This window comes from Bacillus sp. FSL R9-9492, from assembly GCF_038007365.1.
Taxonomy (GTDB): domain Bacteria; phylum Bacillota; class Bacilli; order Bacillales; family Bacillaceae_G; genus Bacillus_A; species Bacillus_A mycoides.
In genome coordinates this window covers 4741472-4767656 of sequence record NZ_JBBOXC010000001.1, presented here as the reverse complement: position 1 = coordinate 4767656, position 26185 = coordinate 4741472, and the positions used below count along the sequence as shown (strand labels likewise).

The 26185-nt window shown below is 37.6% G+C and carries 23 protein-coding genes; 20 read left to right on the top strand and 3 right to left on the bottom strand.

Annotated elements, in window-relative coordinates:
- The first annotated feature begins 327 nt into the window (after positions 1–327).
- A complete protein-coding gene (locus MKY70_RS24475; RefSeq protein WP_044444004.1) occupies positions 328–1980 on the top strand; it encodes a putative polysaccharide biosynthesis protein in 1653 nt (550 codons plus the stop codon).
- Positions 1981–2021: 41 nt separating this feature from the next.
- Positions 2022–2750, top strand: coding sequence for a pseudouridine synthase (locus MKY70_RS24470; RefSeq protein WP_060750858.1), 729 nt, complete (start codon positions 2022–2024; stop codon positions 2748–2750).
- 506 nt (positions 2751–3256) lie between these two features.
- Here MKY70_RS24470 and MKY70_RS24465 read toward each other — a convergent pair.
- Positions 3257–3478 carry a DeoR family transcriptional regulator gene (locus MKY70_RS24465; protein WP_000805512.1) on the bottom strand — a complete coding sequence of 74 codons (222 nt, stop codon included), beginning with the start codon at positions 3476–3478 and terminating at the stop codon, positions 3257–3259.
- Positions 3479–3835: 357 nt separating this feature from the next.
- Between MKY70_RS24465 and pepV the strand changes: the two genes are divergently transcribed.
- The 4 genes from pepV to MKY70_RS24445 all read left to right on the top strand — a co-directional run bounded on the left by pepV (position 3836) and on the right by MKY70_RS24445 (position 9213).
- A complete protein-coding gene (gene pepV, locus MKY70_RS24460) occupies positions 3836–5242 on the top strand; it encodes a dipeptidase PepV (RefSeq protein WP_341025894.1) in 1407 nt (468 codons plus the stop codon).
- A gap of 103 nt (positions 5243–5345) precedes the next feature.
- On the top strand, positions 5346–5891 hold the full coding sequence (gene thpR / locus MKY70_RS24455; protein ID WP_002067707.1) for an RNA 2',3'-cyclic phosphodiesterase: 546 nt from the start codon (positions 5346–5348) through the stop codon (positions 5889–5891).
- 137 nt (positions 5892–6028) lie between these two features.
- Positions 6029–8170 (top strand): type I pullulanase, encoded by a 2142-nt coding sequence (gene pulA / locus MKY70_RS24450; RefSeq protein WP_341025893.1) that lies wholly within the window; start codon positions 6029–6031, stop codon positions 8168–8170.
- A gap of 245 nt (positions 8171–8415) precedes the next feature.
- Positions 8416–9213 (top strand): phosphotransferase family protein, encoded by a 798-nt coding sequence (locus MKY70_RS24445; RefSeq protein ID WP_131246861.1) that lies wholly within the window; start codon positions 8416–8418, stop codon positions 9211–9213.
- Between the two features lie 3 nt (positions 9214–9216).
- Here the strand turns inward: MKY70_RS24445 and MKY70_RS24440 are convergent, their stop codons facing one another.
- Positions 9217–9495 (bottom strand): YtzH-like family protein, encoded by a 279-nt coding sequence (locus MKY70_RS24440; protein WP_002015625.1) that lies wholly within the window; start codon positions 9493–9495, stop codon positions 9217–9219.
- Positions 9496–9727: 232 nt separating this feature from the next.
- Between MKY70_RS24440 and trmB the strand changes: the two genes are divergently transcribed.
- Together trmB and MKY70_RS24430 are read left to right on the top strand one after the other, a co-directional pair.
- Positions 9728–10381 carry a tRNA (guanosine(46)-N7)-methyltransferase TrmB gene (trmB, locus tag MKY70_RS24435; protein ID WP_002015624.1) on the top strand — a complete coding sequence of 218 codons (654 nt, stop codon included), beginning with the start codon at positions 9728–9730 and terminating at the stop codon, positions 10379–10381.
- A gap of 70 nt (positions 10382–10451) precedes the next feature.
- Positions 10452–11306: a YtnP family quorum-quenching lactonase gene (locus tag MKY70_RS24430; protein WP_445662068.1), complete on the top strand. Its 855-nt coding sequence runs from the start codon at positions 10452–10454 to the stop codon at positions 11304–11306.
- Between the two features lie 128 nt (positions 11307–11434).
- Here the strand turns inward: MKY70_RS24430 and MKY70_RS24425 are convergent, their stop codons facing one another.
- Complete coding sequence (locus tag MKY70_RS24425; protein WP_002015622.1) at positions 11435–11746, bottom strand: PepSY domain-containing protein; 312 nt, start codon at positions 11744–11746, stop codon at positions 11435–11437.
- Positions 11747–11894: 148 nt separating this feature from the next.
- On the opposite strand from MKY70_RS24425, the gene MKY70_RS24420 reads away from it, so the two are divergent.
- The 12 genes from MKY70_RS24420 (at position 11895) to MKY70_RS24365 (ending at position 26175) form a co-directional block, all read left to right on the top strand.
- The gene (locus MKY70_RS24420; RefSeq protein WP_002089046.1) at positions 11895–12968 is read left to right on the top strand and encodes a M42 family metallopeptidase; all 1074 of its coding nucleotides are present in this window, start codon (positions 11895–11897) and stop codon (positions 12966–12968) included.
- Positions 12969–13336: 368 nt separating this feature from the next.
- Complete coding sequence (locus MKY70_RS24415) at positions 13337–13846, top strand: DUF84 family protein (RefSeq protein WP_002089045.1); 510 nt, start codon at positions 13337–13339, stop codon at positions 13844–13846.
- An 83-nt stretch (positions 13847–13929) separates the two neighbouring features.
- Positions 13930–14244, top strand: coding sequence for a thioredoxin family protein (locus tag MKY70_RS24410; protein WP_002015619.1), 315 nt, complete (start codon positions 13930–13932; stop codon positions 14242–14244).
- A gap of 79 nt (positions 14245–14323) precedes the next feature.
- A complete protein-coding gene (locus MKY70_RS24405; protein ID WP_002089043.1) occupies positions 14324–15136 on the top strand; it encodes a DUF1444 domain-containing protein in 813 nt (270 codons plus the stop codon).
- Positions 15133–15747 carry a YtpR family tRNA-binding protein gene (gene ytpR, locus MKY70_RS24400; RefSeq protein WP_088032257.1) on the top strand — a complete coding sequence of 205 codons (615 nt, stop codon included), beginning with the start codon at positions 15133–15135 and terminating at the stop codon, positions 15745–15747. The genes MKY70_RS24405 and ytpR overlap by 4 nt, the downstream gene beginning before the upstream one ends.
- A 145-nt stretch (positions 15748–15892) precedes the next feature.
- Positions 15893–16237 carry a hypothetical protein gene (locus MKY70_RS24395; RefSeq protein WP_002015616.1) on the top strand — a complete coding sequence of 115 codons (345 nt, stop codon included), beginning with the start codon at positions 15893–15895 and terminating at the stop codon, positions 16235–16237.
- Positions 16238–16277: 40 nt separating this feature from the next.
- On the top strand, positions 16278–17234 hold the full coding sequence (locus tag MKY70_RS24390; protein ID WP_002015615.1) for an N-acetylmuramoyl-L-alanine amidase: 957 nt from the start codon (positions 16278–16280) through the stop codon (positions 17232–17234).
- A 156-nt stretch (positions 17235–17390) separates the two neighbouring features.
- On the top strand, positions 17391–22013 hold the full coding sequence (locus MKY70_RS24385) for a DNA translocase FtsK (RefSeq protein ID WP_341074615.1): 4623 nt from the start codon (positions 17391–17393) through the stop codon (positions 22011–22013).
- 61 nt (positions 22014–22074) lie between these two features.
- Positions 22075–23193 (top strand): nicotinate phosphoribosyltransferase, encoded by a 1119-nt coding sequence (locus MKY70_RS24380; protein WP_002015597.1) that lies wholly within the window; start codon positions 22075–22077, stop codon positions 23191–23193.
- A gap of 251 nt (positions 23194–23444) precedes the next feature.
- Positions 23445–24755, top strand: coding sequence for a UDP-N-acetylmuramate--L-alanine ligase (murC, locus tag MKY70_RS24375; RefSeq protein ID WP_002015598.1), 1311 nt, complete (start codon positions 23445–23447; stop codon positions 24753–24755).
- Between the two features lie 120 nt (positions 24756–24875).
- A complete protein-coding gene (locus MKY70_RS24370; protein WP_088032260.1) occupies positions 24876–25289 on the top strand; it encodes a MerR family transcriptional regulator in 414 nt (137 codons plus the stop codon).
- Positions 25279–26175, top strand: a complete 897-nt coding sequence (locus MKY70_RS24365) for a DMT family transporter (protein WP_088032261.1) — start codon at positions 25279–25281, stop codon at positions 26173–26175. The genes MKY70_RS24370 and MKY70_RS24365 overlap by 11 nt, the downstream gene beginning before the upstream one ends.
- Positions 26176–26185: the final 10 nt, after the last annotated feature.

The window sequence follows — 26185 nt, the reverse complement described above, 5'->3', positions numbered from 1 at the left end:
AAAGTTAGAGTTCAGCATTATCGTGCTATTTATGGGCAATAAGACTACTATCTTAAGATTTATGAGAAGTAAAGAGGAAGTTAAAAAGGTCCGTAAATGCTCGAATGATTAGTAGGAGGGGAGTCTCCCACTAATTATAGTTTCACTTTATCCCGCTATTTGTGGGCAGTAAAACTCCCACCTCAAAATTCGGCTAGAGCAAAGAAGTTAGGTGGGAGATAAACTGCCCGTAAAAGCCCGATTGGTGCGGGCTAATAATCAGTGGGGGATGAAAAAAACCCCCACTAATTATAGTTTCACTTTATGTAGATGTAGGAGGATTTTCGTATGTCCGATTCAAAATTTCTGCGCGGAACGCTTATTGTGACGTTAGGGACATTTTTAGTAAAGTTCTTAGGCATGATTTACGTTTTTCCGTTTCATGCATTAGTAGGCACAGAAGGCGGAACGCTCTATACATATGGATACATTCCATATACGATATTTTTAAGTATCGCAACGGCAGGAGTGCCGCTTGCTGTTTCTAAGTTTGTTTCCAAATATAATGCCCTTGGAGATTATAAAACGAGCCGGAGAATGTTCCGCTCGGGAATGGTTATGATGATAGTAACAGGAGTTCTTTCCTTCTTAGTACTGTACATGACCGCACCATTATTTGCAGAAGCAATGCTTGGTAAACAAAGTTTACAAAATAAGATAGAAGAAGTTACGACGATTATTCGCCTCGTAAGTTTTGCGCTTATTGTTGTGCCGGCAGCAAGTTTGATTCGTGGTTATTTCCAAGGCCACCAATCGATGGGACCGACTACGGTTTCACAAATTATTGAGCAAATTATTCGTATCGTCTTTTTATTAGCGGGTAGTTTCATCGTTATTAAAGTACTTGGCGGTACAGTAGCAACGGCAGTTGGGGTTGCTACATTCGCTGCGTTCGTTTCAGCAGTTGGAGCACTTGGCGTATTAATTTGGTACTGGTTAAAACGTAAAAAATATTTGGATCAATATTTAATTGAGCAAACTGTACCAGAATCGACGGTAAGTACCGCTCAATTGTTTAAAGAGTTGTTTGCATATGCAATCCCTTACGTTGTAATTGGATTAACAATTCCTTTATATCAACAAATTGATACATTGACATTTAACTCTATTATGCAGGCGATTGGTCAAGGAGATATCGCAGAGCGAGCACTCGGTATTTTCACGATGTGGACGCATAAATTAATTATGATTCCAGTATCACTTGCAACAGCGTTTAGTTTAACGCTCGTGCCAGCGATTACAAAGTCGTTTACTGAAAAGCAATACCGTTATTTGAAATTACAAATTACACAAACATTCCAGGCGAATATGTTTTTAACATTGCCAGCAGTTGTCGGTATTTCTACACTTGCATATCCGATTTACACTGCTTTCTACGATTCAGACCCACTAGGTGGACAAGTATTAATGTGGTATGCGCCAGTTGCATTGTTATTCGCTTTATTCACAGTAACAGCAGCAATTCTGCAAGGGATTAACCAGCAGAAACATGCGATTGTTGCGCTTGTGATGGGTGTTATTTTGAAATTTGCATGTAACGTAATCTTTATTCGTTATTTCGGTACAGTTGGGGCGATTTTGGCTACTGCAGTCGGCTTCTTAGCTTCCGTATGGTATACGAATAGACAAATTAAAAAACACGCACACTATTCATTTGGTGTTGTATATAAGAGAACATTCCAAATTGCAGTCTTAACACTTGTAATGGTTATTGCTGTAAAACTATCACAATGGCTTCTATCCTTCATGATTTCGCCTGATGGCCGTATTGGTGCTCTTATTACAGTTGCGATTTGTGCAGGTATTGGTGGTCTTGTTTACGGATTGGTGGCGATTCGCACAGGAGTACTAGAAAGAGTATTTGGCGGAGAAGCTTTAGAGAAAATCCAGCGTAAACTTGGTAGTAGATTCAAAATAAAGTTGAAATCAAAAGGGGCGTAAATACGTCCCCTTTTCTATGATAAATAAAGAAGGTGAAGAACATGAGATTAGATAAATTATTAGCGAATATGGGACATGGAAGTAGAAAAGAAGTAAAGAAATTACTGAAAGACGGCGTTGTGAAGATTGATGGAACGCCAGTGAAAGATGCGAAGTTTCATGTGAATGTAGAAGAGCAAGAGGTTATGATTCACGGTGAAGTTGTGGAATATAAAGAGTTTGTTTATTTAATGATGCATAAACCACAAGGTGTTATTTCAGCGACAGAAGATGATAACCACGAAACAGTAATAGATTTATTAGAATTAGAAGATGCGATTTTTGATCCATTCCCTGTTGGAAGGCTCGATATTGATACAGAAGGTTTCTTATTAATCACAAATGATGGGAAGTTAACGCATCAACTATTATCTCCGAAAAAGCATGTGCCAAAAAAATATTATGCACACATTTCAGGCGTTGTAACGGAAGAGGATGTAATAGAATTCGCTAAAGGTGTTATTTTAGAAGATGGCTATGAAACGAAGCCAGGCAAACTTACAATTTTAAAAAGTGATGATATTTCCGAAATTGAGCTTGTTATTACAGAAGGAAAATTCCATCAAGTGAAGCGTATGTTTGAAGCAGTAGGGAAAAAAGTAGTGTATTTAAAGAGAACAGAGATGGGACCTTTAGTGTTAGACGAAGAGTTAGAACTTGGGCAATATCGTGAATTAACAGATGAAGAAGTAGAAATGTTAAAGACGTATCAAGTAGATAACGAAAATTGACACTCCCACCCCTAAAGGGGCAAGCTGACTAACGTCAGTGGGATTCTTGCTACCAAAGGCGAAGTCCATTTCTGGTATCGCTGACGTGCAAGATTGCGGTGTGCCATCACCACTCTCACGACAGACCATATAGGTTCGTGAGCTACGGTACTATCACCATACCGTACAGATTCGTGTTCAGGTGTTTTAGCGTCTTGTTCTTGACGACACATATCATTTTACCGATAGCATGAATTCGGCTATCGAACTCCCTATGATATCTTGTTTTCAAGGAACACATTGTCGTTTTAAAGACTTGTACTTGTCTATAGTTTAATTATAACCAACACACAACTGTTTTTCTATGAAAAAGCGATCCTTTCATCCCATGCCTAAAGGCAGACTAAAGTCCGATATGGGCTTTCCCGTATCGCAAAATCTGTAACGCCAATTTCAAAGTATAGAAAAGACCCCTTTCTAATGAGTTAGAAAGGGGTATGTATTTATTTACATACAATTATTTTTTATTATGAGGTCATTCTCACTTTCTTTCCTGTCGTTGTCCACTTGCCGCGGCAAGGGCTATACACGAGTTCATTAAACTGCAACACATTTAGATCACGTTGTATTGTTCGCGGTGTGATCCCGAACTCATCTACAAGGTCTTTCGTTGTTACCGTACCGTTTTCATTGATGTACATATAAATCGATTTAATGCGTGTTAGCATACGAGTAGTTGTAGGTTTCAAGAGAAAACCGCTCCTCTACTAGTTTTTTTGACCCCATTCAGGAAAGAAGGTCGTTACTACCATTGTACTCTACATGATAAAATTCATGCTTTAATCTACTTAAATTTTACAAAAGTTTAACAAATATTCATATAGAAAAATATTGGTAGTTGACATTATATATTTGGTCAGTCAACTAACTCATAAATTTCTACGTAAAACGCCAAATTCCTGCAAATTTTTTTGAGAAAATAAAAGAAAAACTAATGAGAAATATCTGAAATATTACAATTGTTCGTCATTAGGTTTTCATGTATGGCATAAGAGATTTTCGTTTGCTATGATGAAAGAGACAATATAGTGAAGGATGGATGCGTGATGTCAACGATTAATTGGACAGAAGAAGTTACAAAACGAAAAGATGATTTAATTCGTGATACACAACAATTTTTACAAATTAAAAGTGTATGGGAAGAAGAATCTGCGAAAGAGGGCGCACCATTCGGTGAAGGTGTAGAAGAAGCTTTATCTTTCATGTTACATAAAGGAGAAGCAGAAGGTTTCACTTCTAAAAATTTAGAAGGATATGCAGGTCATCTTGAAATGGGACAAGGAGAAGAGTTAGTAGGTATTCTTTGTCACGTTGATGTTGTACCAGAAGGAGACGGCTGGACAACTCCTGCGTATAGTGCGGATATTCGCGACGGGAAGATTTTTGCACGTGGTGCAATTGATGATAAAGGGCCGACGATGGCAGCTTATTATGCGATGAAAATCGTTAAAGAATTGGGCTTACCTCTTTCAAAACGTGTTCGTATGATTTTAGGAACAGATGAGGAAAGTAATTGGAAGTGTGTAGATCATTATTTTAAAAATGAAGAAATGCCAACAATCGGTTTTGCGCCGGATGCAGATTTTCCGATTATTAATGCGGAAAAAGGAATTTCTGACATACAAGTTGTGCAAAGTGGTGGCGAAGAGAAAGAAGGCACATTTAAGCTTATTTCATTTGAGTCAGGTCGTCGTTTAAATATGGTTCCTGATTTTGCAGAAGCAGTTATTACAGGAGAAGATGTAAATACACTTACAGTAGCATATGAAGAGTATTTACAAACTGCTAAAAAAATAGGTAAAGCAATTGTAGAAGGAAAGACGGTGACGTTGCAAATCAAAGGGATTTCAGCTCACGGATCTACTCCGGAAAAGGGAGAAAATGCAGGTTTATTATTGGTAAACTTCTTAACGAAAGTTTCTCTTGATGGAAAAGGGGCTTCATTTGCCTCGTTTGTAACAGAAACATTTACAGGTGATATTATGGGAGAAAAAGCTGGTATTTCTTATAAAGACGATATTAGCGGGCCGTTAACAGTGAATGTTGGTCGCTTGTCTTACTCGCAAGAAAACGGTGGTAATTTAGGATTAAATGTACGCTATCCAGTTACAACTAACTTTGAAGAAATGATTGCAAAGTTAAAAGAATATGTTGGTACTCATGGATTTGAAGTAGCGGATTATTCTAACTCTCGCCCGCATCACGTTGACAAAGATCATACGTTAATTCGTACTTTACAACGTGTATATGAAGAACAAACTGGTGAAAAAGCTGAATTGTTAGCAATTGGCGGTGGTACTTATGCTCGTTCATTGAAAGCTGGCGTTGCATTTGGCCCGTTATTCCCAGGAAAAGAAGAACTTGCGCATCAAAAAGATGAGTACATTGAAATTGAAGATTTATTAAAAGCGACAGCGATTTATGCTCAGGCAATTCATGAATTAGCGAAATAAAAGATATTTAAATAATGACCGCTCTCTACTTTAGAGGGCGGATTCTTTTTAGCTGAATGAGATAAGGAAGAAAAGCAACAATAACATAAAGGAGACGATGTAGATGGTGCCGCATTATTTTGTCGCAGTAACTTTACCACGTCATATAAAAGAAATTCTTTCTAATTATAAAGAGGAAATGAAGGATGAATTACCATTTCGCTCGTGGGTACATGAAGAAGACTATCATATTACCCTTTCATTTTTAGGAAGTGCGACAGAGGAACAGTTAGAAGGAATAAAGAATGGATTACAAACACTTACAGAAAAAACGGAATTATCGTTCACGTTACAAGGACTTTCTACATTCGGACAGGTGGACCAGCCGCGTATATTTTGGGCGGGGATAAGTGATAATCAAGATTTGTTTACTTTACAAAAGCAAGTGCATACAATTTGTGAAGAAAATGGCTTCTCTCTAGATACACGTCCTTATCATCCACATATTACTGTTGCGCGTAAATGGGTAGGAGAAAAAGTGTTTGATCTGACAAATGTAAAAGAGTTACCTGTAACATCATTTCAAGCAGATACGATTACTTTGTATGAATCTCACGTTAAGGAAACGCCGAAGTATAAATCGATTACTGAAATAAAACTACAAAAATAGAATGTATGAAAACGTTTTTTATACAGGTGAATATACTATAGGGAATAATGTGTTACTGTATAGAGCTTCGCTGATAAGAAAAACCTTATCATTTGCAGCTCGTTTCATTTTAACTTTAAGAATGATGGTGATTTTTTATGTTGAAAGTAAAACGTCCATTTGATGCCTATTTAGATGAAATGAATAAAATTACAATTTTACTCCCGCATGCGTATGGAACAAGCCGGACATTTCGTTTACAAGAAGGAAGCAATGTGAAAGAGTTACCGATTGTTCATACTATTGCTCTTCCAGATGCAACGAAGTATGAATGCTTTATAGAAGAGCCGATAGATGTGGGGAAGTATTATACAGTACGGGATGAACGGAATGAAGAAACAGATTTACAAATAGGCGCTGTGATTCGAACAGTAGTTTTCGATGAAAAATATTATTACGAAGGTACCGACTTAGGTGCTGTGTATACAAAAGAAGAAACAATATTTAAAGTATGGGCTCCGACTGCAAGGCTTGCGAAAGTACGGATTTATAAAAGTGATAAAGAATATATTGATTATGAAATGTACAGAGAAGAAAACGGAGTATGGATTCATACATTACAAGGTGATCATGATGGAGCACGATATACATTCCTTGTTTGTATTAATTTAATATGGAACGAAGCGGTTGACCCTTATGCAAAGTCTGCGACGATAAATGGAAAATACGGCGTCGTTATCGATTTGGAAAAAATGAATGTGACAAAACGAGTAGAATTATCACCATTACAGTCAATGACAGATGCCATATTGTATGAACTGCATATTCGTGACGCTACTATTCACCCAAACAGTGGGGTGAATAAGAAAGGAACATATAAAGGGCTAATGGAAGAGGAGACAGTAGGGCGAAATGGGACATTAACAGGATTGTCTCATATAAAAGATTTAGGCGTTACACATGTTGAACTATTACCTTTACATTGTTTTGGTGGTATAGATGAAGTGAATCCTGCTTCCGCATATAATTGGGGCTACAATCCGTTATATTACAATATACCAACAGGATTTTATGTTACAAACCTTTCTGATCCATATAACAGGATAGTAGAGTGTAAACAACTAATTGAAACATTTCATGATCACGGCATTCGAGTGATTATAGATGTTGTATATAATCATGTTTATGAAAGAGAATTATCATCATTTGAGAAGCTTGTCCCGGGATATTATTTTCGTCATGGGGAAGACGGTATGCCTTCTAATGGGACGGGAGTTGGAAATGATATAGCATCTGAACGGAAAATGATGAGGAAATTTATTATAGAATCTGTTTTATATTGGCTTACTGAATACAATGTTGATGGATTCCGATTTGATTTAATGGGAATTTTAGATGTTGAAACGATGAATGAATTAGAAAAAGAAGTACGAAAAATAAAGCAGGATGCGCTGTTATTAGGTGAAGGATGGGATTTGCAAACACCGCTTCCTCTTGAAGAGAAAGCGACGTTAAATAATGCGAATAAAATGCCATGTATCGCACAGTTTAATGATCAATTTCGTGATGGAATAAAAGGAAGTACTTTTAATATAAATAAACGTGGCTTTGCATTTGGTGGGCATGTAGACTGTAATCATTTGCAGTATATAGTAGCTGGTAGCCTTTTAAGTATGAAAGAAACAGGATTGTTCCTAGAGCCAGTACAAAGCATCAACTATGTAGAATGTCATGACAATATGACGATGTGGGATAAACTAGTGCAAAGTAATCCAGAATCAGAAGAAATTTTGAAAAGGCGTCATCGTTTAGCAACTGCAATGGTTATTCTTTCACAAGGGATTCCTTTCTTACATGCGGGGCAAGAGTTTTATCGTACGAAGCAAGGGAACGAAAATAGCTATAATGCAAATGATGAAATTAATCAATTAGATTGGGATCAAAAAGAGAAAGAGATGGAGACCGTTAACTATATAAAAGGGTTAATTGCGATTCGCAAAGGGCACGGGGCATTCCGATTACAAAATGTAGACCTTATAAAAAAGCATATGACTTTTTTGCAAACATCTACAGAAGTACTGGCATACCACCTAGAGCATGTAGAATTATTTGGACCGTGGAAAGAGATTGTAGTTTTATTTAATAGCGGTTTGGAAGCTAAAACGGTGCAGCTTCCAAAAGAAGAAACGTGGCATGTGTTAGTAAACGAAAAGCAAGCGAAAATAGAGCCAATTTCTTCATTTAGAGGAAAGGAACTTCAATTGGCTCCAATTAGCACGTATATATTGGCGATAATGTGACAAATCGCTACTTGACGATGAGAATGTAATAAATGTAGAATTGACAAAGGTGACGATTTTCATAAGTTGTCATTCTATGATTGATTTTGTAAAATAAACTAGAAGAACAGGTGATTTATCCTGTTTTCGGCTTATGCCAAGTTTTTTCATTCAAATACAGTAAAATATATGAATCCACAACATGTGTAGAAATGTTGCGGTTTTTCTTTTCATAACTATAAAAGATAAGGATTTGTTAACGGGTAATGAATATGGAATGGTTGGAACAATTATTAGGAAAAGAGTGGAGTCTTATACCGGCTGGTGGAGTAACGGGCGATGCATATATTGCGCAAAACGGACAACAAAAGTTATTTTTAAAGCGGAATACATCGCCCTTTTTAGCGGTATTGTCAGCAGAAGGAATTGTTCCAAAATTACTTTGGACAAGAAGGGTAACGAACGGTGATGTAATTTCTGCTCAAAAATGGCTTCCGGGACAGAAGTTAGAGCCAGAGGATATGAAACTAGAACGTGTTGCGAAACTTTTGAAAAAAATACACTCCTCTAAAGCGCTTGTGCAGATGATTCAAAGGCTAGGAAAGCAGCCGCTTCATGCGCAAGAGTTATTACAACAATTACAGCTCGTTTTAAGAGGAGATATAAGAGTTGATGAAACAATTCAGCAAGGTCTTCAATATTTAACGGAGTCATTAAAAGATATTGAGTACAATGAATTCGTTGTATGCCATTGTGATGTAAACCATAACAATTGGATATTGTCGGACGAAGATGAATTGTTTTTAATTGATTGGGATGGGGCTGTTATTGCTGACCCAGCTTTAGATCTTGGTATGTTATTATATTGGTATATTCCGCGCCACGAATGGAGTGAGTGGCTCGGATATTATGAGATTGAACTAGATGAATCATTGCTTAGGCGTATGAGATGGTATGTGATAGCACAAACGATTTTATCTATGCAATGGCACACAACAAAAAAGCAGCAAGCAGAAGCTAAATATTGGCATCAATATTTACAGCAACTACTTGCTTCAGAATAATACTTAAGAAAAATTGTCCATTCCAGCAATCCACTGAGTAAGTTGTTCTTGATTATTGGAAATATGGTTGTCCAAATTAGAGGAAGATTTACCCGATTGACTATAAGAATATACATCGTTTAGCATTACTTTAGTGTCACTACTTATACTATCGTTTGCGAGTAACGATTGAATGAGTCGCTCTAATTGCTCGCATTCAGAAACTGTCCCGCAGCAATCACTTTGATGGTTGATTAAAATATCTTTTAATACTTCTAATTGATGCTGTTGATTAATTGGCATGAACGGATCATCCTTTCGAGTGTTTTTCTCTCCCTAGAAATGTAAGAGAAAAAGCTGTTTCGTCATGGAATGTTTAATGCTTTATGTAGTTTTTATCAAAATGGTACATCTTATACTTGAAAGAAACGGACCGAGTGCTCGTACGTACTTGGTTTTTTGTTTGATAGATTGATTAAAACAGAAAGAAGGAATTTTTCCTTTAAAATAGTTTTGTAAAGAGAGGGAGACATCTATGCGTTTAAGACATAAGCCTTATGCAATGGATCGAATTAATGAGTATTCACATATCGTAATTGGAAACCCAGAGGAGAGTGCTGGTAACTGGAAAGAAATATTTGGAAATGAACAGCCAATTCATATTGAAGTAGGTACAGGACGTGGCCGCTTCATGTATGATATGGCAAAAGCAAATCCGCATATTAACTATATTGGAATTGAAAAATTCACAAGTGTTGTTGTAGATGCACTTGATAAATTAATTGAAGAAGAAGTACCGAACTTAAAGTTAATTAATAAAGATGCTGAAGATTTAACAGTTTTCTTTGCGAAAGGTGAAATTGACCGCGTTTATTTAAACTTCTCAGATCCATGGCCGAAGAATCGTCATACGAAGCGTCGTTTAACGTATAAAACATTTTTACGCAATTATGAAGAAGTGTTAGTAGATGGCGGAGAAATTCATTTCAAAACTGATAACCAAGGTTTATTTGAATATTCTATTATGAGTATGGCTGAGTATGGTATGTTATTAACTTACCTTAGCCTAGATCTTCATAATAGTGATTATGAAGGAAACATTATGACAGAATACGAAGAGAAATTTTCTAGTAAAGGTCATCGTATTTATCGAGTTGAAGCAAAATATCGTACGGAGCCTATGCAGTAATGCATAGGTTTTTTATATGAAAAATAATCGGAATATTATGTTAAAATTAAATAGAAAAGGGGGATGGGATATGGAACAGTTACAAATTGGAAATATAAAAGTGATGTGGCTAAAAGGTGGGAATACACATTTAGATGGAGGCGCGATGTTTGGAGTTGTGCCAAAAGTACTTTGGTCACGAAAATATAAACATAATGATACAAATCATATTTATTTACGAACAGATCCGTTACTCTTACAAACGAAAGAAGGAAACATGCTTATTGATTCAGGGATAGGGAATGGTAAATTGAATGAGAAAATGAAGCGGAATCAAGGTGTAACAGAAGAATCATCAGTTAAGGAATCTTTAGAAAAATTGGGACTGCATAATGAAGATATTCATTACGTCTTAATGACGCATCTTCACTTTGACCATGCATCTGGTTTAACAAAATGGGAGGGAAATCGCCTTGTTCCGGCGTTTCCGAACGCAACGATTTATGTAAGTGAGACTGAATGGAATGAAATGAAAAATCCGAATGTTAGATCGCGTAATACATATTGGAAGGAAAATTGGGAGCCAATCGTTGATAAGATTGTTACGTTCAGGCAAGAAATAGAAATTACGGATGAAATAAAGATGGTGCATACGGGTGGTCATAGTGATGGACATGCTGTTGTCGTCCTTGAAAGTCAGGGTGAAACGATGCTTCATTTAGCGGACATTTTACCGACGCATGCACATCAAAATGTATTATGGGTAATGGCATACGATGACTATCCAATGACATCGATTGAACATAAACAAAAGTGGATGAAGTATGGTGCTGAAAAAGAGGCGTGGTTTACTTTTTATCATGATGCATATTACCGTGCAGTAAAGTGGAATGAGGAAGGGCATATAGTGGAGAAGATAGAGAGAAAAACAAATATAGAAGCTTAATATTAATAAGAGGAAGGTGTCCAAAAATATTTATTGGAACAATCTCCACTTATTATGTATTGCTGTTATTATCAGCTTTTGTTGGTAATTCTAAAAAAAAAGAGGTTCACCTAATGGGAAACCTCTTTTTATGCTGCTATAACCTCTAAAACAGTACCTGTTTTAGCATCAACTAAAAATTCAAATCGTTCTTGTATTTCATCTAACATCGTTGTAAGACCGCCGCGATAAACTTCGTACGCGACATCATATTTTTCAAATGCCTCCGGAACCATATGTACCCAAGAGCCAGTAATTTCACCTTTATGACTTAATGCTTGTTTCACCATTTTCAATGCTTTTTCTGAAGAAATATGGGATTGTTCTTGTACTTTGTTTGCAACGAAATAACCAGCTGCGAACCCAACGCCAAGACCTGTGACTAAACCTTTCCAGCTCATATATTCACCTCAATTCTGTAAAATAAAAATAGTGTACCAATAATAATTATAATGCAAATGCAACTAAAAAAGAAGAAACTAGAAACATTTCGAAAATTTCGTTACAATAAAAGAGGTATTCTACTAAGGTTTGAAAGAAGGGGACTTCGTGAATAAAGAGACATTACAATTATTTCGTACGTTAACAGAATTACAAGGTGCATCAGGTTTTGAACATGATGTGCGCAGTTTTATGAAGCAAGAATTAAGCAAATATGCTGATGAGATTGTGCAAGACGGTTTAGGTAGCGTATTTGGTCTGAAAAAAGGGGACGAAACTGGCCCGCGCGTTCTTGTAGCAGGTCATATGGATGAAGTAGGTTTCATGGTTACGCAAATTACGAAAAATGGGATGCTTCGTTTTCAAACGTTAGGTGGCTGGTGGAGCCAAGTACTATTAGCTCAGCGTGTACAAGTTATGACGAAGAATGGTCCTGTTATTGGGGTTGTTGGTTCCATTCCTCCTCATTTATTAAGTGATGCGCAACGTGCAAAACCGATGGATATAAAAAATATGTTAATTGATATAGGTGCAGATAGTTATGAAGATGCGATTGAAATTGGCATAAAGCCAGGGCAACAAATCGTTCCAATCTGCCCATTCACGCCAATGGCAAATGAAAAGAAAATTATGGCGAAAGCTTGGGACAACCGCTATGGATGTGGCCTTGCTATCGAATTGCTAAAGGAATTAAAAGATGAAACATTACCAAACACATTATACTCTGGTGCGACTGTACAAGAAGAAGTAGGTCTTCGCGGAGCGCAAACTGCTGCAAATATGATTCAACCAGATATTTTCTATGCGCTTGATGCAAGTCCAGCAAATGATGCATCTGGTGATAAGACGCAGTTCGGTCAATTAGGAAAAGGCGCTCTTCTTCGTATTTATGACCGTACAATGGTAACACATAGAGGAATGCGCGAATTCATTTTAGATACAGCAGAAACACATAACATTCCGTACCAATACTTTATTTCACAAGGTGGTACAGATGCGGGCCGTGTACATACAAGTAACTCAGGTATCCCATCAGCAGTAATTGGTGTTTGTGCACGCTACATTCATACACATGCTTCTATCTTACATGTTGATGATTATGCGGCAGCGAAGGAATTAATTACGAAGCTTGTGAGAGCGACGGACAAAACGACGTTAGAGACAATTAAGAATAACGCGTAAAGAGGAAGGGTGAAAAACCCTTCTTTTTTTAGGTTGAATAGATGACCCAGCGATGAATGGGAGCGGTCAGTGCCTAGTTGGTGCTCGAATGATGTATTAAGACCTTGGATAGGAAGAGAGAGGGACCAGCGATGAATGGGAGCGGTCAGTGCCTAGTTGATGCTCGAATGATGTATTAAGACCTTGGATAGGAAGAGAGAGGAAGGCTGTTTTTGGAAAACCTTTTCTTTTTTTAGGTGGGAGAGATGACACAGAGATGCGTGTGTGCGGTCAGGCGCACTACGGTATAAATCTCAGTCATGAAGACTGATTTGGTGTTCGAGGCTAGTATTAGGATAGAATGATGAATTTATATAGAGGTGAATGAAATGAAGGTAGTAGTTGGATCGAAGAATAAGACGAAGGTTGGGGCTGTGGAGAAGGTTTGGGAAGATGCTGAAATTACATCTCTTTCTGTTCCATCAGGAGTAGCAAATCAGCCTTTTTCAGATGAAGAGACGATGCAAGGAGCAGTAAATAGAGCGAAGAGAGCATTGCAGGAAGGTGCAGCTCATATCGGTATTGGGCTAGAAGGCGGCGTTATGAAAACGGAGCATGGGTTATTTATGTGTAACTGGGGTGCTTTAGCGACGATTGAAGGTAAAACATTTGTTGCGGGCGGGGCGCGTATTAAGTTACCAGACGATTTTTTAGCACCGCTTGAAGAAGGAAAAGAGCTAAGTGAAGTGATGGAAGAGTTTGTAGAGCGAAAAGATATTCGTAGTCACGAAGGTGCTATCGGTATTTTTACAGATGATTATGTCGACCGAACGGAATTATTTGTACACGTTGTTAAGTTACTTGTTGGGCAATATAAGTATGATGAAAAGCAAGCATAAACCTTGCACCATGCGCGATGTATGGTAGTATAAAGAAAAGATTATAGTGTGAAAAAGTGCACTCGTTAGAGGAGGAAATATAGATGAAATCATTAGAAAGCATGGAACAATTCCAAGAATTAAAAAATGAAGAGAATGTAGTCTTCATGTTCTCAGCAGAATGGTGCCCAGATTGCCGTTTCGTTGATCCATTTATGCCAGAAGTAGAAGAGAAGTATAGTGATTTCTCATTTTACTATGTAGATCGTGATGAGTTTATTGATTTATGCGTGAAAGTAGACGTATTTGGCATTCCAAGCTTTGTAGCGTACAATAAAGGTGAAGAAACTGGACGCTATGTAAATAAAGATCGTAAAACACAAGAGCAAATCGAAGAGTTTATTGAAGGTTTAAAATAAGACAATTAGCCAATTGAATTGTAAAAACAACCTCTACCTTCGCGGGGGAGGTTATTTTTTTGGAAGGGAGGAAAAAGAGATGAAAATGACAAGTAAAAAGATGAAAGACGAGTTAATGAAGAAATTATCTCGACCAGAATGGGACTGTCATTATGATAGCGAGAAAGAAGTTCTTCGTATTGAACAAACAGACTCGAAAAAAGGTATTAACGTATCACTTCCAGGAGTAGTTGCAAAATGGGAAGTGAACAAAGAAAAAGCAATTGAAGAGGTCGCTTATTACGTACAAGAAGCGCTAATTGCAATGCATAAAGAAGAAAATAGCACGGCGAAAATTTTACCTGTTATTCGCTCTACTTCTTTCCCGAAACAATCAGAAGAAGGAAATCCGTTTATTATGACGGACCATACGGCGGAAACACGTATTTACTATGCGCTAGATTCTAATAAAACATATCGATTAATTGATGAGCGCCTATTGCAAAAATTAGAGCTTACAGAGGAACAAGTACGTGAAATGGCATTATTTAATGCTCGCTCATTAGGCTATGAATTTAAGCAGGAGACAGTGGCAGGTAATACATTCTACTTTTTAAACACAAATGATGGATACGATGCGAGTCGTATTTTAAACGAATCGTTACTACACTCGATGCGTGAAAAGATCTCTGGTGATATGGTTGTTGCAGTTCCTCACCAAGATGTATTAATTATTGCTGATATCGTCAACGAAATCGGTTATGATATTATTGCACAAATGACAATGAAATTTTTTGCCGAAGGGCATGTTCCGATTACATCACTTTCATTCGTATATGAAGATGGGGACTTCGAACCAATCTTTATTTTAGCGAAGAATCGGAAGAAGACAGATGGAAAAGAGAAAGGATGAACGAAGTGAACGTTTTTTACAACCTTGAAGGAATTGGTGACACTTTAATTGTTACCTTACAAGATATTACTTTAGAAAACCGTACATTTGACCGCAAAGGAGATGTTGCTCGCGTATACGATCGTGAAAGCAACGTAACAGCAGGATTCAACATCTTTAATGCGTCTTCTTATGTAGAAGTAACAGACAACGGAAACGTTACATTAACGAAAGAGTTTGTTGAAAAAATTAACGGAATTTTAGTGAAGAATGGCTTTGAAGAAAAAGTAGAAGCTGATTTCACGCCGAAATTTGTTGTAGGCTATGTAGCTGAAAAAGAGAAGCATCCAAATGCTGATAAATTAAACATTTGTACAGTAGAAATCGGTACAGAAACATTACAAATCGTATGTGGTGCACCAAACGTTGATGCAGGACAAAAAGTTGTTGTTGCAAAAATCGGTGCTGTAATGCCAAGTGGTATGTTAATTAAACCAGCTGAACTTCGCGGTGTTCCTTCTTCTGGAATGATTTGCTCTGCACGTGAGTTAGAGCTTCCAGATGCTCCAGAAGAAAAAGGTATTCTTGTATTAGAAGATAGCTTTGAAGTTGGACAAGAATTTAAATTTTAATTGATGTTAGAAAAAGTAGTCTCGCATATGTGAGGCTATTTTTTTTTGTGCGAAATTCCTAGCATTGTAACGTTTCCTCTCAAAATCTATATTGTATTTCAAAAATGGATTAGGTAAAATTTAGAAAAAAGAAGGGGGTAGACGTATGAAACAACAACCAAAAATTGCAGAACTTCTGAAACGAATTGAAACTTCAAAACAGCAAGATATCGAACTAGGTTCCTATGAAATATATGTGTTTAGCGAAAATGAATTAGAAAAAGGACAAATCGGTTATCGATATGATAAACATAAAAATTCATTAATAAGTGAAGAAAGTGGAAAATGGAAAGAGGAATGGATTGTTATCGGATATGAAACGGATATGGGGGATCCTGTTTTCGTAAATGTAGCTGATGATGCTTATCTAGTCTATACCGCAGAGCGTGGTACAGAAACGTGGCAACCCGTTCATATTGGAAATATGGATGAAATTATAAAACAATTATAAGAAAAACTTTGAGCCCGGTGCAAAGTGATAGGAGAGAAAAATGAAGTATATAAAAATAATGAGCGCTATTGCAGTCATTGGAATATATATGGGAGGTTGTTCGCAAGAAGAGCCGAAAAAAGAAACAACATCTTCTATACAAGAAAAAAACAAAGATAATAAGGAAGACGCACCGGTAGAAAAGCAGCAAGAAGAACAAGAAAAGAAAGAACAGCCGCAAGCAATTCAAACGAATGAGCAAGTGGAACATAAGCAGGAGGAAGTGCCGGCCGAGGAAAAGAAAGAGGAAACTACGCCGCTGCAGCCAACTGAGCAACCAGTACAAAATAATGAACAAAAAGTAGAGAGTAATGAAAAACAAGAAAAGTTTCTCGTCGTTATTGATCCAGGGCATCAACAAAAAGCGAATTTAAATTTAGAGGCAATTGGTCCAGGAGCAACTACGCAAAAATATAAAGTAACAGACGGAACAGCGGGAGTTGTAACGAAAAAGAGGGAATCAGTTCTTGTATTAGAGATGGCTTTTATATTGAAAGAAAAACTGGAAGCAAAAGGTATACAAGTATTGATGACGAGAACGTCACATGAGGTTGATATAAGTAATAAGGAACGAGCAACATTCGCGAATGATCATAAAGCGAATTTATTTTTACGCCTTCACGCAGATGGTTCTGAAAATCCAAATCAAAGTGGATTTGCTGTATTGACACCGGCAGAAGGAAGTCCGTATACGAAAGAGATTTATGCTGAAAGTCTTCAAATCTCTCAAACGATAGTAAATAAAATGAGAGAGAATCATCAAGTGAAAGTAAATGGAATTAAATTTCGGGATGATCTTTCTGGATTTAATTGGTCAAAAGTTCCAGGAGTACTATTAGAACTTGGATTTATGTCAAACCCTGAAGAAGACAAAAAATTATCTGACCCACAGTATGTAAATTCTTTATTGCAAAGTGTAACGGATAGTGTGGATGAATATCGGAAGGGTAAAGATTAAACGAGGTCTTACATGTAAGACCTCGTTTTTCTATATGAAAAACAATCGTGAATTAGAATATTATGGATAAAACTAATATGCTTAATTTTACCTGCACTTTTTGCCGAATGCTGATACAATAAAGGATGTTACTATTTAGTAGAAAGAGTGGTAAACATGTTAGATTGGATGAAAAAGCTGTTTAACAAAGAGGAAGAAAAAACAGTGATGAATAAAGAAGTACCGGCACAAATTGAAAGTCAGCCGAAAATTCCTCGTGTAAACCACTACACTGAAGCAAGAGAAGCACAAATGGCAAGTCGGAATGCAGGGAAATGTCGTTTTCCATTAATACCAGATAATGGCTTCGATGAGGAGGATGTAAGAGAACTGCCTAACTTTGAAGAACAACCTATTCAAAGAGGAGCATATGAAGAACAGCCTACTCAAAGAGGAATAAAAGTGGAAAGAAGCAGACGACCGTATGTGGAAACAGAAGCACCTACATATGAGGAACCGGAATTGCAATATGAACCGGAACCAGAGCCTGTCGTAAAAAAAGCATTCGTACCGTCGCAAGAAAGTAACCGTAGACCATTTCGTCCAACAGAAATGATTTCTCCGATTTATGGATATAACCGTCCTTCAGTAGAAACGAAGGTTGTGCAGGAGGAAGAAAAGGTAAGAGAAGATCTTGAAATATCTGTTGAAGGAAAAGCTGTTGTTGACGCATGGTTAGAGAAAAAGGGATATACATTATCTGACTTTTCGGGAGTTCTACAAGGAAGTTCATCTGTTAAGAACGGAGTGAACGAACGAAGTAATAAAGTAGAAGAAAAATCGGTTGTGGATACATGGTTAGAGAAAAACGGTTACGAAGTTGAACGTCAAGCCCCTTCATTAGAAGAAAGCCTAAGTGATGATTTGCTTCATAAAACAGTAGGACAGCATGTGGAAAAAGAGGCTACAATTGTACAAGCCTTGAAGCAGGAGCAAGATGTAGTGGCGTTATCATCTACAGAAGATAACGAAGAAACTTTACAAGAAGAGTCAATAGATTCTAAAGTAGAGCATGTGTATTCGATATTAACAGAAGAAAATGAATGTAATACAGAAATAGAAGAAACTGTTGCTGAAGTTGCAGCAAATCAAGTCGAAGAAGAAACATTAGACGATGTAGTGATTGTAAAAGCAGATGAAAAGCTTGAAGAAACAATTACTATAGAAATACCAGATGCTTTTGAAGAAGAAGCTAAGGAAGCAGAAGAAGTTGTGGAATTAGAGAAATCTGAGGAAGCGACAGAAGAAGTTGTGGAATTAGAGAAATCTGAGGAAGCGACAGAAGAAGTTGTGGAATTAGAGAAACCTGAGGAAGCAGCAGAAGAAGTTGTGGAATTAGAGAAATCTGAGGAAGCGACAGAAGAAGTTGTGGAATTAGAGAAATCTGAGGAAGCGACAGAAGAAGTTGTGGAATTAGAGAAATCTGAGGAAGCAGCAGAAGAAGTTGTGGAATTAGAGAAACCTGAGGAAGCGACAGAAGAAGTTGTGGAATTAGAAGAAACTGAGGAAGCGACAGAAGAAGTTGTGGAATTAGAAGAAACTAAGGAAGCGACAGAAGAAGTTGCAGAATTAGAGAAATCTGAGGAAGCGACAGAAGAAGTTGTGGAATTAGAAGAAACTGAGGAAGCGACAGAAGAAGTTGTGGAATTAGAAGAAACTAAGGAAGCGGCAGAAGAAGTTATGGAATTAGAGAAATCTGAGGAAGTGACAGAAGAAGTTGTGGAATTAGAAGAAACTAAGGAAGCGAAAGAAGAAGTTGTGGAATTAGAGAAACCTGAGGAAGCAGCAGAAGAAGTTGCAGAATTAGAGGAAGCTGAGGAAGCAGCAGAAGAAGTTGCAGAATTAGAGGAAGCTGAGGAAGCAGCAGAAGAAGTTGCAGAATTAGAAGAAGCTAAGGAAGCGACAGAAGAAGTTGTGGAATTAGAGAAATCTGAGGAAGCGAAAGAAGAAGTTGTGGAATTAGAAGAAACTGAGGAAGCGAAAGAAGAAGTTGTGGAATTAGAAGAAACTAAGGAAGCGACAGAAGAAGTTGCAGAATTAGAGAAATCTGAGGAAGCGACAGAAGAAGTTGTGGAATTAGAAGAAGCTAAGGAAGCGACAGAGGAAGTTGTGGAATTAGAAGAAACTAAGGAAGCAGAAGAAGTTGTGGAATTAGAGAAATCTGAGGAAGCGACAGAAGAAGTTGCGGAGTTAGAGGGTACTAAGGAAGAAGAACCAATTTCTCATGAAACAGTAATTGAAGAAACGATGAATACAGATTTAGTGGAAAATACACCAGTTGCAGAGCAACCAGTGATTTCTCAACAAGAAACAATTACGTTCAAGGAAGAAAGTGAAGTATTCGTACCAGTTTCAGAAACGGATGAGCAAACAAAGAAAGATGTTCAAAACTTTGCGAACGTTTTAATTGAAGAAGCGGAAGAAAAGAAGCAAGTTGCTGAAGAACAGCCTGCTTTACAAATAGAAGAACCGAAACGTGAGAAAAAACGTCATGTCCCATTTAATGTTGTCATGTTAAAGCAGGATAGAAAGAAATTAATGGAAAGACATGCGGCAAGAACGAACGTAATGCAATCAACTGTCAGTGAACGAGTGGAAGAAAAGCCAGTGCAGCAAGTGGTAGTAGAACCACAAGCAGAAGAAAAGCCAATGCAGCAAATGGTAGTAGACCCGAAAGTGGAAGAAAAACCAGTGCAGCAAGTGGTAGTAGACCCGCAAGTGGAAGAAAAGCCAATGCAGCAAGTGGTAGTAGAACCACAAGCAGAAGAAAAGCCAATGCAGCAAGTGGTAGTAGACCCGAAAGTGGAAGAAAAACCAGTGCAGCAAATGGTAGTAGACCCGCAAGTGGAAGAAAAACCAGTGCAGCAAGTGGTAGTAGACCCGCAAGTGGAAGAAAAGCCAATGCAGCAAGTGGTAGTAGAACCACAAGCAGAAGAAAAGCCAATGCAGCAAGTGGTAGTAGACCCGAAAGTGGAAGAAAAACCAGTGCAGCAAATGGTAGTAGACCCGCAAGTGGAAGAAAAACCAGTGCAGCAAGTGGTAGTAGACCCGCAAGTGGAAGAAAAACCAGTGCAGCAAGTGGTAGTAGACCCGCAAGTGGAAGAAAAACCAGTGCAGCAAGTGGTAGTAGAACCACAAGTGGAAGAAAAACCAATGCAGCAAGTGGTAGTGGAAGCTCAAGTGGAAGAAAAACCGATGCAGCAAGTAGTGGTGGCTGGACAAGTACAAGAGTCAATTTCAAGTACGGAAGTACAAGAGAAAGCATATGTTGTAAATCAAAAAGAGAATGATATGCGCAACGTACTACAAGCGCCACCGAAGTATGAACTTCCGCCATTAACGTTGTTGTCAATTCCACAGCAGGCAGCATTAGATAATACGGAGTGGCTAGAAGAACAGGAAGAATTATTAAATACGACATTTAATAATTTCCATGTTGGAGCACATGTTATTAATGTGTCACAAGGTCCGGCGGTAACTCGTTTTGAAGTACAACCAGACCCAGGTGTGAAAGTAAATAAAATTACAAATTTAAGTGATGATATTAAGTTAAGTTTAGCTGCGAAAGATATTCGAATTGAAGCGCCAATTCCAGGGAAGAGTGCAATTGGAATTGAAGTTCCAAACAAGGAAAGTAAGCCAGTATTCCTGCGTGAAATTTTAAGAAGTCCTGTATTTACAAAGAGTGAATCACCGCTTACAGTTGCGCTGGGGCTTGATATTTCAGGTGATCCAATTGTAACGGATATTCGAAAAATGCCACATGGACTTATTGCGGGTGCAACTGGTTCAGGGAAAAGTGTGTGCATTAACGCGATTTTAACGAGTATTTTATATAAAGCGAAGCCGCATGAAGTGAAGTTGATACTAATTGATCCGAAGATGGTTGAGCTTGCACCATACAATTCTGTTCCACATCTTGTAGCACCTGTTATTACTGACGTAAAAGCAGCTACAGCTGCGTTAAAGTGGGCGGTTGAAGAGATGGAACGTCGTTATGAATTGTTTGCTCATGCTGGTGCTCGTGATTTAACTCGTTACAATACGATTGTAAGTGGTAGAGAAATCCCAGGTGAGACATTACCTTATATTGTAATTGTCATTGACGAGTTAGCGGACTTAATGATGGTTGCTCCTGGTGATGTGGAGGAAGCGATTTGTCGTATTGCACAAAAAGCTCGTGCTTGTGGTATTCACTTATTAGTTGCGACGCAGCGTCCATCTGTAGACGTTATTACAGGTTTAATTAAATCAAACATTCCAACGCGTATTGCGTTTACAGTATCATCTCAAGTTGATTCGCGTACGATTATCGATATTGGGGGCGCGGAGAAGTTACTTGGTCGTGGTGATATGCTATTTTTAGGAAACGGCACATCTAAACCAGTTCGTGTACAAGGTGTATACGTATCAGATGATGAGATTGAAAGAACAGTTGATCATGTGAAAAAGCAAATGAAGCCAAACTACTTATTTAAGCAAGAGGATTTATTAGCAAAATCAGAGCAGAGTGAGTCTGAAGATGAACTATTTTTTGATGCATGTCAATTTGTTGTAGAGCAAGGGGGAGCATCCACATCTTCTGTACAGAGAAAATTCCGCATAGGTTATAATCGCGCGGCACGTCTAATTGAAGAGATGGAGTCGCAAGGGATTATTTCTGAAGGAAGAGGAACGAAACCGAGAGATGTCCTTATTTCTGAGGATGAATTCGCTGCTATGCAGGAAACAAATGTATAGGAAACGGTTTTGCTGTATACTAATAGAAAATGTTGGATAGTAAAGTAGGGAGTAAAGCGACATGAAAGAAATTGAATTAAAATTAAAAGGTGAAATAAATCGACTAACAAATAAAACATTTAAATTTGATGAACGTGTTGGAGAAGGCTGGTTCTCTGCCGTTTACTTTTTAAAAACTAGAGAAATTATTGAAGAATTTCGCCCCAAAAGTGTTGTAACAATGCAGTTTTTTCAAAAAGAACATGCAGTTCTTTGCGGAGCAGATGAGGTAATCGCATTGCTACAAACATTTGCCAAAAATCCTGAGGAATTAGAAATTCATTCTTTAAAGGATGGCGATAATATTAGTCCGTTTGAAACAGTTTTAACAATTCATGGTCCTTATGAATACTTCGGCTTTTTAGAAGGTGTAATTGATGGGATTTTAGCTCGTCGTACATCAGTTGCGACAAACGTATATAACGTTGTCCAAGCTGCACGTAGTGTAGATAAAGAAAAACCGGTTATTTTCATGGGAGATCGTGACGATCATTATACGCAACAAGCTGGTGACGGCTATGCGGCATACATCGGAGGTATGAGCGCGCAAGCGACGCATGCAATGAATGAATGGTGGGGCAGAAGTGGTATGGGGACGATGCCTCACGCTTTAATTCAAATGTTTAATGGTGATGTTGTTGAAGCTGCAAAGGCATATCATAAAAAATTCCCAGAAGATGAATTAGTCGTACTAATTGATTATAACAATGATGTCATTACAGATGCACTTCGCGTAGCGCGTGAATTTGGATCAACATTAAAAGGTGTACGTGTCGATACGTCTCGCACAATGATTGATCAATACTTCATTCGTCACCCAGAAGTACTTGGAACATTCGATCCACGTGGTGTAAATCCATCACTTGTATTTGCACTTCGTAAGGCTCTTGATGAGGAAGGGTTCCAACATGTAGATATCGTTGTAACTGGTGGGTTTGATGAGAAGCGTATTCGTGAATTTGAAGCTCAAAATGTTCCTGTCGATATATACGGAGTAGGAAGTAGCTTATTAAAAATGAATATTGGTTTTACTGGTGATAACGTAGAATTAAATGGAAAACCAGAAGCAAAAGCTGGTCGTAAATACCGTCCAAATTCACGTCTAGAGCGTGTTCAATTAGAAACAAAAGAAGATATGTAAAAGCGAGAAAAACTGATAGGTGATTGACCCTATCAGTTTTTCTGTTATCATAGTATAGCGGCTTGTTTTTTGCTATAATAAATGTGTTATGGACATAAAAGAAGTACGTACGAGTTTATCACTGATAAGTGAATATAAAAAGAAATTCACCGCATCAGAAATGTATGATGATTACCAAAATAAGAAAAGATTCATATACTGTCTTATAGATAGGCCGTTGTATTAGTTCGAAATGTTGGAGGTTCTTTAAGATGACAGTTTACCATTTTGTAGGAATTAAAGGAACAGGAATGAGTTCATTAGCACAAATTCTTCATGACATGAAGCATACTGTTCAAGGGTCTGATTATGAAAAGCGTTTCTTTACACAAACAGCATTGGAAAAGCGTGGTATTTCCATCCTTCCTTTTGATAAGAATAATATTAAAGAAGGACAAGTGATTATCGCAGGAAATGCATTTCCTGATACGCATGAAGAAATCGTAGCAGCAAAAGAATTAAATATCCCAGTACATCGTTACCATCACTTCTTAGGTGATCTTATGAATCAGTACACAAGTGTTGCTGTAACTGGTGCACATGGAAAAACATCAACAACTGGTTTGTTAGCCCATGTAATGCAAGGTGCACACCCAACATCATACCTTATTGGAGATGGAACGGGGCATGGGGTAGAAAATAGTAAGTATTTTGTATTTGAAGCTTGTGAGTATCGTCGTCATTTCTTGTCTTACTATCCAGACTATGCAATCATGACAAATATCGATTTCGATCACCCAGATTACTTTGCAGACATCAATGATGTATTTAATGCATTCCAAGAGATGGCATTGCAAGTGAAAAAAGGTATTATTGCATGTGGTGATGATGAAGAACTTCAAAAAGTTCAAGCGAAAGTACCTGTTATTTTCTATGGATTTGGAGAAGATAATGATTTCCAAGCACGTAACATTCAAAAGAGAACTGATGGTACTATATTCGATGTATTCGTTCGTAATACGTATTATGACACGTTCAAAATTACAGGATACGGCGATCACAGCGTATTAAATGCATTAGCAGTAATCGCGCTTTGCCATTATGAAAACGTTGATGTAGAAGCAGTTAAGCATCAGCTAACAACTTTTGAAGGCGTAAAACGTCGCTTTAATGAAAAGCCAATGGGAGAACAAGTTATCATTGATGACTATGCACACCATCCGACAGAAATTAATGCAACGATTGAAGCAGCTCGTCAAAAACATCCAGAGCGTGAAGTTGTCGCTGTATTCCAACCACATACATTCTCACGTACAGAGAAATTTTTAGATGAGTTCGCGGAAAGCTTAAGTAAAGCTGACCAAGTATACTTATGTGATATTTTCGGATCAGCACGTGAAAACAAAGGTGAATTAACAATTGAAGATCTGCAAAAACGTATCGATGGCGCAGAACTAATTACAGATACAACAACGGATGTGTTAAAGAAACATAAAAACGGCGTTCTTATTTTCATGGGCGCAGGTGACATCCAAAAATTCGAAGCAGCTTACGTAAAAGAAGTTCAAGTTGCAGAGAAGTAATAGAAAAGACGCATAGCTTGGCTGTGCGTCTTTTTTTGTTGTGTTCGATTTTTATTTATGTATTGACCTAGAGTTAGCTCTAGGTTGTAAGATGAATATGTAAAAAAAGGGGGAGAAAACATGTATAAAATCGGTGAAGTAGCAGAGCTAACAGGGATGGGTATTCATACTTTGCGCTATTATGAGAAACTAGGTTTATTGCCACCACCAATGCGAAATAGTGGTATTCGTCAGTATACAGAAGGTGATGTGCGCCTGTTAAAATTTTTATATTCATTAAAGCAAACTGGAATGTCTTTAGAAGAGATGGCTGAGTTTGCAAGTGACGGATGTATTATAGAGGAGATTAGACAGCGGGAAGAGGAAGTACCTGCGAAAATAAAAAAGAGGATTTCAATTTTAACAACACACTTAGATCGTTTAAGGGAACAGCAGGAGCAATTGCAAAAAGTAGTTTTGTTAACAGAGGAGAAGTTAGAAATTTATTATGGTTTTCTAGAAGAGAAAAACTCGGAGGCCAACAATGAAGAATAAAGTATACGCTCAGTTACTAGGGTTTGCGATTTTCACTGGTGGAACATTTAATGCTTCGAAATATGCGGTGCAATATTTCGAAGCGATTCATATAGCGGCATGGCGTTTTGGGATTGCTGCATTTGTGATGTTATGTCTGTTAAAAATACGAAAAGATTTTGAGGTGGAGGTATGGAGGCAGAATAGGGCTTATTACCTTTTGCTAGGTATTGTTGGTGTATTTGGTTTTAACTTCTTTTTCTTTTTAGGTATGAAGCATACAGAAGCTATTAATGGTGCACTTATTATGGCGACGAATCCGCTCGTTACGACGCTGTTAGCAAGTGTTATTTTACGAGAAAAAATTATAAAGCGCCAAGGTATTGGAATGTTACTTGCATTACTTGGTGTTGTTTTTGTACTTACACAAGGTTCGTTTACAATACTACAAAGCCTATCATTTTCAAAAGGGGATTTTTATATTTTATTAGGGAATATTTGCTGGGCGTTATACGGTGTACTAGGCAGAAGGTTTATTAAAACTGGTAGCCCAATACAAACTACGACATATACGATGACGATTGGTGCTCTTGCCTTTATTGTGATATCTGTCACTCAAAAAAGTATAGTACCAGTTTTAGAAATTCCTTTGTTAGCTTGGGGAGCGATTCTCTTTATGGCAATTGGAATGAGTGTGCTCGGTTACTTATGGTGGAATAATGGAATTGCTCAAATTGGGGCAGCAAGGACATCTTTATTTTTTAATTTAGTGCCTGTTGTTACAATGATTATTTCTTTTATTGAAGGAGTAAATGTAACACCCGCACAATCTGTAGGAATGATATTAGTTGTTACGGGAGTATTATATTCTTCTGGTTTTATACAAATAAAACCGAAAAAAGTGTGAATATTTAACA

Excerpts from the sequence above, each read along its gene's own strand:
- MKY70_RS24475 (WP_044444004.1), top strand. The coding sequence starts at position 328 with ATGTCCGATTCAAAATTTCTGCGCGGAACGCTTATTGTGACGTTAGGG.
- MKY70_RS24470 (WP_060750858.1), top strand. The coding sequence starts at position 2,022 with ATGAGATTAGATAAATTATTAGCGAATATGGGACATGGAAGTAGAAAA.
- pepV (WP_341025894.1), top strand. The coding sequence starts at position 3,836 with ATGTCAACGATTAATTGGACAGAAGAAGTTACAAAACGAAAAGATGAT.
- thpR (WP_002067707.1), top strand. The coding sequence starts at position 5,346 with ATGGTGCCGCATTATTTTGTCGCAGTAACTTTACCACGTCATATAAAA.
- pulA (WP_341025893.1), top strand. The coding sequence starts at position 6,029 with ATGTTGAAAGTAAAACGTCCATTTGATGCCTATTTAGATGAAATGAAT.
- MKY70_RS24445 (WP_131246861.1), top strand. The coding sequence starts at position 8,416 with ATGAATATGGAATGGTTGGAACAATTATTAGGAAAAGAGTGGAGTCTT.
- MKY70_RS24440 (WP_002015625.1), bottom strand. The coding sequence starts at position 9,495 with ATGCCAATTAATCAACAGCATCAATTAGAAGTATTAAAAGATATTTTA.
- trmB (WP_002015624.1), top strand. The coding sequence starts at position 9,728 with ATGCGTTTAAGACATAAGCCTTATGCAATGGATCGAATTAATGAGTAT.
- MKY70_RS24430 (WP_445662068.1), top strand. The coding sequence starts at position 10,452 with ATGGAACAGTTACAAATTGGAAATATAAAAGTGATGTGGCTAAAAGGT.
- MKY70_RS24425 (WP_002015622.1), bottom strand. The coding sequence starts at position 11,746 with ATGAGCTGGAAAGGTTTAGTCACAGGTCTTGGCGTTGGGTTCGCAGCT.
- MKY70_RS24415 (WP_002089045.1), top strand. The coding sequence starts at position 13,337 with ATGAAGGTAGTAGTTGGATCGAAGAATAAGACGAAGGTTGGGGCTGTG.
- MKY70_RS24410 (WP_002015619.1), top strand. The coding sequence starts at position 13,930 with ATGAAATCATTAGAAAGCATGGAACAATTCCAAGAATTAAAAAATGAA.
- MKY70_RS24405 (WP_002089043.1), top strand. The coding sequence starts at position 14,324 with ATGAAAATGACAAGTAAAAAGATGAAAGACGAGTTAATGAAGAAATTA.
- ytpR (WP_088032257.1), top strand. The coding sequence starts at position 15,133 with ATGAACGAAGTGAACGTTTTTTACAACCTTGAAGGAATTGGTGACACT.
- MKY70_RS24395 (WP_002015616.1), top strand. The coding sequence starts at position 15,893 with ATGAAACAACAACCAAAAATTGCAGAACTTCTGAAACGAATTGAAACT.
- MKY70_RS24390 (WP_002015615.1), top strand. The coding sequence starts at position 16,278 with ATGAAGTATATAAAAATAATGAGCGCTATTGCAGTCATTGGAATATAT.
- MKY70_RS24385 (WP_341074615.1), top strand. The coding sequence starts at position 17,391 with ATGTTAGATTGGATGAAAAAGCTGTTTAACAAAGAGGAAGAAAAAACA.
- MKY70_RS24380 (WP_002015597.1), top strand. The coding sequence starts at position 22,075 with ATGAAAGAAATTGAATTAAAATTAAAAGGTGAAATAAATCGACTAACA.
- murC (WP_002015598.1), top strand. The coding sequence starts at position 23,445 with ATGACAGTTTACCATTTTGTAGGAATTAAAGGAACAGGAATGAGTTCA.
- MKY70_RS24370 (WP_088032260.1), top strand. The coding sequence starts at position 24,876 with ATGTATAAAATCGGTGAAGTAGCAGAGCTAACAGGGATGGGTATTCAT.
- MKY70_RS24365 (WP_088032261.1), top strand. The coding sequence starts at position 25,279 with ATGAAGAATAAAGTATACGCTCAGTTACTAGGGTTTGCGATTTTCACT.